The sequence below is a fragment of the Camelimonas fluminis genome (assembly GCF_014656355.1).
Lineage (GTDB): Bacteria > Pseudomonadota > Alphaproteobacteria > Rhizobiales > Beijerinckiaceae > Camelimonas > Camelimonas fluminis.
In genome coordinates, this window is sequence record NZ_BNCG01000081.1 from 1 (window position 1) to 5,730 (window position 5,730).

Genomic DNA, 5,730 nt, shown 5'->3' on the forward strand with positions numbered 1-5,730 from the left:
AATGTGAGAACTACTTCGTTTCATGCGGATATGAACCATAATGATCGAAAAACGCTCTAGTGGCTGGGTTGCGGCCATGATCGATGTCATCAACGCACCGTCGTGACCGGCCATTTGTTGGCCAAGAAAAACAAAAAAGCCGAACCCGGCGAACCCGAGTGATCCCAGAAGCCACGCGCGACCACATGGTTCACCCCTTATGCGGAAAGCCTGTGGTCCTTCCTTCACCAGGAGCAGAATGACGGATGCACCTGCAGCGGTCAGGTAACGCAGTGACGTGAAAGAGAATGGGTCCACGCGTTTCAGCGCACTGGCCATCACCGGAAACATGAGGCCGAAGGACGTCACGGCGAGAAGGCAGGCCAGTATGCCCTTCGTTGTTGCGCTCAGGATTGGTCTGGACATCGGAAATTCCGCTTTATCAAGGAGAATGTCGTTTCATGGGTGAGAACAGCAGAATTGCGCTCTTCTTGACCAGTGGCATGAATGACAGATATGATCGATATCGTGTCAACATCAGCAGCTAACAAAATCCGGCGTTCGCGGCTCAGCGACAGAACCGTCGCGTTGCTCGCCTATAAAGGCGTCAACGCCTTCGATCTTGGCATCGCGCTGGAGATATTCGGTTTGTCCAATATGGAGGACGACTGGTATCGCGTTGCCGTCTGCGCCGAGCGACCTGGTGAGACACTGGCCACGGGCAACGGCCTCGGGGTCGTCGCGGACGTCGGCTTTTCATTTCTCGCGCGCGCCGGCACGATTGTCGTGGCGGGGTGGCATGATATCGACGCCCGTCCGCCGGAACCGCTGTTGGACCAGATCCGGCTCGCTCATGTGCAAGGGGCGCGCATCGTGTCAATCTGTGCTGGGGTATTCGTCCTCGCTGCTTCCGGGTTGCTCGACGGGCGTCGTGTCGCCTGCCACTGGGCTCAAGCTGATGTCCTTCAACGACTGTATCCCACGCTGGATGTTGATTCCCGCGTGCTTTACGTCGACGACGACGACATCATGAGTTCGGCCGGACGCGCAGCCGGAATCGATTTGTGTATTCACATCGTTCGTAAGGATTTCGGTTCAAAAATTGCCAATGATGTCGCTCGTCGCCTTGTTGTTCCGGCTCATCGCGAGGGTGGGCAAGCCCAGTTCATACCCAATCCGGTTTTGGCCGCTGGAGATCCTCTCGCTGATCTGCTGGCGTGGATACGCAAACATCTCGATTGTGACCTGACCATTGAAGCTCTTGCAGCCAGAATGCTTATGAGCAGGCGAACCTTCATCCGTCGGTTCGGAGAGGCGACCGGAATGCCGCCGGGAGAATGGGTGTTGCACGAGCGCGTCGGGCGGGCGCGAAGCCTGCTGGAAGCCACCAGTATGTCAGTGGAAGATGTCGCGACCGCTGTGGGTTTTGGCTCCGCGGACGCGCTCCGCCACCATTTTCGTGCGCGTTTTGATACCAGCCCGGAGCGCTACCGAATTGCGTTCCATGCATAGGCCCGGATGGCATTGGCCTGGCGGTTACGGCGTCAGAAGGTCGGCAACCAGAGCGTTCTGTTCATGACCGATCGCGTCGTCACCATCCTGAACCGGAGGGCATCAACGCGTGATGGCGATTTTGTCTTCCCGAACCGAAAGGGTGGGGCGCGGGGATATTCCAGCGTCGCCATCCGCAAGGCGTTCAGGAGGGCTGGTCTCCACGACTGCACGATCCATACGCTGCGCCATACGCACGCGACCCGGCTGATCCAGAATGGGCTCAGCGTCTATGAGGTCCGGGAGGTCCTGGGGCACGCGGATATCAAGACGACGATGCGATATGCCCTCCTTGAGAAAGCGACCGTCCTGAAGAAGGCGAGGGATGTCATTGAGCGGCTGAATGGTGGGTAGACAGCTATTGAAGCTGATCGCCCAGCGCCGTAACGGCTTCGCTCCGTTGGGAGTTCCCGGGTCACGGCATGAGGTGGTCCTGTTTCTGTGTCATACTAGGGCTTTAACGTTAGCTTTGCGCCCTCGATTCCGGTTGTTGGCCTGATACTTGAGATTTCCCGAAAGTCGATTTGACTTTGGAACTAGCCTGTCGCCAGCCGATTGCTTCCACGTATATGTTCGAATCCAGCGCGGGCCGCCATTGGCCGCTGATCACTGCACAAGTTCCCTCGGTATTATTGTGATATCATTCATATAGATGCCGATGGCGTGGCGGCTGAGTTGAAAGCCATGTGCTTGTTCGGGCGATAGCGTCCGTCGATCATATGCTGCGCGCCCCTAGGCGCAGTGGTTGTCAACCGGTTCTGGCGGGGTGCGGACCTCGTCGTTCCGATCGAGCGCGGCGTATTCTCCTGCAAGGAAGTCGAGCAGCGCCCGGACGGAGGGCAGAAGGCCCCTGCGGGTTGGAAACGCGCCATGAATGATGCCGGATCTTGGCGTCCAATCGGGCAGCAGGTCGATAAGACGACCAGCTTTTAGATCCTCGTCCACGACGAAGGTCGGGAATTGTCCGATGCCGATTCCGCGTAGCGCCGCCAGACGTAGCGCCACCATGTCTTCCGTGACCAGGCGCGGCCTGTGCCGGATCGTGGACGCCGCGCCGTCCGGTCCCCTAAGATGCCATTCATGTTCCAGCCGTTCCGGGTTCCAGGCGAGGCTGGGCAGCGACGACAGGTCTGCCGGAACAAGCGGACGTGAAAGCGATGCGATCAGCGAGGGGCTGGCCACCAATCGTTGCGGACTGTCCGCCAGTTTGCGGATGACCAGATCGCTGTCCTCCAATGGAGGGAACCGCACGCGGATGGCGATGTCGAAGCCCTCGCGGATCACGTCCACCCGCCGATTGGTGCTCTCCAGCAGCACCTCGACCTTCGGGCATTGCTCCATGAAGCGGGCGATCATGTCCCCAATCTGGAAATAGATGACCGACGAGGGGCAACTGACCCTTACGGTGCCCCGTGGCTCGGAGCGCATCCGATCGATCGTTTCCTGCGCCGCATCGGCCTCCACGAGCATCGCCAGGCAATGCCGATAATACTCCCTGCCGATCTCGGTCACGGCGAAACGTCGCGTCGAACGGTGGATCAGCCGGACGCCCAGACGTTCCTCCAGGAGGCCGATGCGGCGGCTCAGCCGGGATCGGGGCATGCCAAGTTTCCGGGCGGCGGCGGCGAAGCCGCCCTGTTCCACCACCTCGGCGAAGAAACGGAGATCGTTCAGGTCCTGCATCGCGTCATTGTCCTATTATCAGGACATAATAACCCGATACTGCCGTCTACTGCCAGATTTGTCCTGATTGTATTTCTGTCTCACGCAAACGCGCTTCCCGCGCATCGGCAAGGAGACACAGCATGAGAAAGGTCCTCGGCGTTTACAGCGCCCCGCGTGGACACTGGGTCGGAGACGGATTTCCCGTCCGTTCGCTCTTCTCGCACGCCAGCCACGGCGATCATGTGAGCCCGTTCCTGTTGCTCGACTATGCCGGCCCGGCCGAGTTTACACCCACGAACAAGCCTCGCGGCGTGGAAACCCACCCGCACCGTGGCTTTGAGACGGTGACGATCGTCTACGAAGGCGAGGTCCAGCATCGCGACTCCACCGGAAAGGGGGGTGTGATCGGCCCCGGTGATGTCCAGTGGATGACAGCCGCCGGCGGCATCCTGCACAAGGAGTTCCATTCCGAAGCCTTCACCCGCAAGGGCGGGCCGTTCGAGATGGTTCAGCTCTGGGTGAACCTGCCGGCCAAGGACAAGAACACGCCGCCCAGCTATCAGTCGCTGCTCAACCGCGACATCCCGGTGGTCGAACTTCCGGGCGACGCCGGCAGGCTGCGGGTCATCGCCGGCGAATATGAAGGCAAGCGCGGGCCTGCCCGCACCTTCACGCCGATCGACGTCTGGGATGTGCGGCTCAATCAGACCGGCACGGCCTCGTTCACCTTACCGGAAGGCCACACCGTCGCAGTGGTCGTGCTGAAGGGAGCGGTGCGGCTCAACGACGACGTCGTTGTCCGCGAAGCCCAGTTCGTCCTGCTCGACCGCAAGGGCGGCGAGATCAAGCTGGAAGCCGACAGTGATGCCTCCCTGCTGATCCTCGGCGGCGAACCGATCGACGAGCCTGTCGTCATGCACGGCCCCTTCGTCATGAACACGGCCGACGAGATCCGGCAGGCGATGGTCGACTTCCAGAGCGGAAAGTTCGGCGCCATCCCCGCCTGACGATGAACCGCCGGTCTCAAGCTTCGAGGCTGGCGGTCACCAATGGCTCGCTGAAATGTCCCGGCCATCCCCCACATCCACGTCAAGGAGAACGACCATGAGCACCCAGAGCAATATCGCCAACTTCAACGGGCAGAAGCCGACCATCGACGCCGATGACGCCGTGATGCTGCTGATCGATCATCAGAGCGGTTTGTTCCAGACGATCGGCGACATGCCGATGCCGGCGCTGCGCAACCACGCCGCCGCGCTTGCGAAGATCGCGACGCTCAGCAAGCTTCCGGTCATCACCACCGCCTCGGTTCCGCAAGGACCGAACGGCCCGCTGATACCGGAAATCCACCAGAACGCGCCCCACGCGCAATATGTCGCACGTAAGGGCGAGATCAACGCCTGGGACAACCCGGACTTCGTTGCCGCCGTGAAGGCGACCGGCCGCAAGACGCTGATCATCGCCGGCACCATCACCAGCGTCTGCATGGCCTTCCCGGCGATCGCTGCGGTCCATGAGGGCTATAAGGTCTTTGCCGTCATCGACGCCTCCGGCACCTATTCCAAGATGGCGGAGGAGATCACGCTTGCCCGCGTCGTGCAGGCTGGCGTCATCCCAATGGATACGGCAGCGGTGGCTTCCGAGCTTCAGAAGACGTGGAACCGCCCGGATGCGCAGGAATGGGCCGAAGTCTACACCAAGATATTCCCGGCCTATGCGCTGCTCATCGAAAGCTATGCCAAGGCCCAAGAGGTCGTCACCGGGAACGAACAACTCGATTCCGCGCGCAGCTAAACAAACTGGCTGGGGCGGATTCTGTACTCCGCCCTGATTATTGGCGTGACATCGGATTTCTGGATGATAATCGTCGACGGCGTAGGCTGACAGTTTCTGCAAAACGAAAGCGTATTTGCGATCCAATGCTGTTGTCGCCCTTGCCTTTGAAGACAGTCCGTCGGCGGGGTCCTAAAAAACCCCGCCGCTCATCAAAAGATTTATTCGCTACGATCGTAAGAAAACTGGATGCCGGCGGTGCCGCCTGTCTCGATGAACAGATTTACGAACGCTGGCACAGTCCCGGTCCGCTTCCAGTCACGCTGAAGTTCGCAGAACAGTTGCACGGTCGAAATCAGCTTGCCCCCGGCCTGTTAGATGCGCCTCAGCGCTGCCTCATGCGCAGCCACCGAGGTGCCGCCGACCGCGTCGACCGGAACGAAGACCTCGTAGTCCTCGGCCAGTGCGTCAAGGGCAGGGAAGGTGAGGCATGCCTCGGTCCAGGGCGCCACCATTCTGCGAGGTGCTTCCCATGGTTCGGGTTGAGTACCAAGAGCTGGCAGCCCAAGTTTTAATTCTCGTTGTCGGGTTGGCCATGATCTTGGCTTGGGGGTAGTGAAGCGCCTGAAGCGTGACCTTTGCCGTGCGTTCGCTGCGAAAGCGGCCGGGTTCGATCAGGTCCTCGCTGACAGGAAGGTGCAATGTAACCGCTGTCCTGCTCCCACCTTCTGCGTTGATTGCTGATGTAGGAAGATCGACTGC

At 60.1% G+C, this 5,730-nt stretch carries 7 protein-coding genes and 1 pseudogene; 4 read left to right on the plus strand and 4 right to left on the minus strand.

The genetic code is table 11. The features are described from left to right. Positions 1-405: EamA family transporter (locus tag IE243_RS21965; RefSeq protein ID WP_191321440.1), on the minus strand; the 405-nt coding region annotated here is incomplete at its 3' end. An 81-nt stretch (positions 406-486) separates the two neighbouring features. Here IE243_RS21965 and IE243_RS21970 point away from each other — a divergent pair. Both IE243_RS21970 and IE243_RS21975 read left to right on the plus strand, forming a co-directional pair. Beyond that, entirely contained in the window at positions 487-1,491 is a 1,005-nt protein-coding gene (locus tag IE243_RS21970) for a helix-turn-helix domain-containing protein (protein ID WP_191321441.1), read from the plus strand. A 6-nt stretch (positions 1,492-1,497) separates the two neighbouring features. After that, complete coding sequence (locus IE243_RS21975; RefSeq protein WP_280514621.1) at positions 1,498-1,884, plus strand: tyrosine-type recombinase/integrase; 387 nt, start codon at positions 1,498-1,500, stop codon at positions 1,882-1,884. Positions 1,885-2,262: 378 nt separating this feature from the next. On the opposite strand, the gene IE243_RS21980 is transcribed toward IE243_RS21975, so the two are convergent. Then, positions 2,263-3,213, minus strand: coding sequence for a LysR family transcriptional regulator (locus IE243_RS21980; RefSeq protein WP_191321443.1), 951 nt, complete (start codon positions 3,211-3,213; stop codon positions 2,263-2,265). Between the two features lie 122 nt (positions 3,214-3,335). Between IE243_RS21980 and IE243_RS21985 the strand changes: the two genes are divergently transcribed. Next, the gene (locus IE243_RS21985; protein WP_191321444.1) at positions 3,336-4,202 is read left to right on the plus strand and encodes a pirin family protein; all 867 of its coding nucleotides are present in this window, start codon (positions 3,336-3,338) and stop codon (positions 4,200-4,202) included. Positions 4,203-4,299: 97 nt separating this feature from the next. Then, positions 4,300-4,989 carry a hydrolase gene (locus IE243_RS21990; RefSeq protein ID WP_191321445.1) on the plus strand — a complete coding sequence of 230 codons (690 nt, stop codon included), beginning with the start codon at positions 4,300-4,302 and terminating at the stop codon, positions 4,987-4,989. 200 nt (positions 4,990-5,189) lie between these two features. Here the strand turns inward: IE243_RS21990 and IE243_RS21995 are convergent. Continuing rightward, positions 5,190-5,483: pseudogene (locus tag IE243_RS21995) on the minus strand (isochorismatase family protein); the annotation flags it as partial. Continuing rightward, on the minus strand, positions 5,437-5,730 hold a 294-nt coding region (locus tag IE243_RS23295; RefSeq protein WP_210319955.1), incomplete at its 5' end, for a hypothetical protein. The gene IE243_RS23295 and the pseudogene IE243_RS21995, both read right to left, overlap by 47 nt.